Source organism: Geobacillus sp. DSP4a, from assembly GCF_013096875.1.
Classification (GTDB): domain Bacteria; phylum Bacillota; class Bacilli; order Bacillales; family Anoxybacillaceae; genus Geobacillus; species Geobacillus thermophilus.
Map to the genome: position 1 here is coordinate 1 of NZ_SDLD01000159.1, position 755 is coordinate 755.

The window sequence follows — 755 nt, forward strand, 5'->3', positions numbered from 1 at the left end:
GGAAAGAACTCGATCGATCGTTTCGCCTGCCAACAGAAGACATAACGAATCCCACACGTTTTTTTCGTGTTTCGTCAGTGTGGAAACGATGCTTCTTGCGATGCAAAACGACTGCGCGAATGTTTCTTCGCGAAACGTACCCGAAATGTTCTCTTTGACTTTGACCATGCGAAGATCGCGTTCGGCTTGGTTGTTATCAAAGGGAACATGTACTTCACGTAAGAAACGCAGCGCTTCTTCCTTTCGTTTTTGAAGGCGTCGAACAAAAGCGAGTGCTTTTTTCGGAAGAGGCGTCATCGTTTCTAATCGGTGTTGTGCTCTTTCTAGGATGCGATCATACACTCGTTCCCACCGTCTCGCTTCTTCTTCGGAAAGTGCACCGTGATGGGCTTCGACGGCTTGCTTGGCGGCTAACAGAAACGTGGTCATGCGCATCGCCCACGTATGCCCCTGTTCGATGAATCCTTTTAACTCACGCAAATGGTGGGCATGACAAAGGGCATGGGTGGCATGTGTGTATTTCGGATATGTACCGAACGCATCGTGCATCATCGTCCCTTCATATCGGGGAAGAATCCCGATATCATCGGTCGCTTTTTTTCCACGAGAAGCGTGAGGAGCCAAGTATGTATATCTCGATGTACACGCGACATGCACCCATGCGAGTTTCCCATTGATGCGCAAACTCGTTTCATCGACATGCAGGATGTTGGATTCAAGTAAGGCGTCTTCGATGATGTCCATATTTGATTCCA

1 pseudogene is annotated in these 755 nt (G+C 48.5%); it reads right to left on the bottom strand.

The window, feature by feature from the left end:
* Nucleotides 1–755, bottom strand: a pseudogene (locus ETC02_RS16790) (IS66-like element ISGst1 family transposase); the annotation flags it as partial.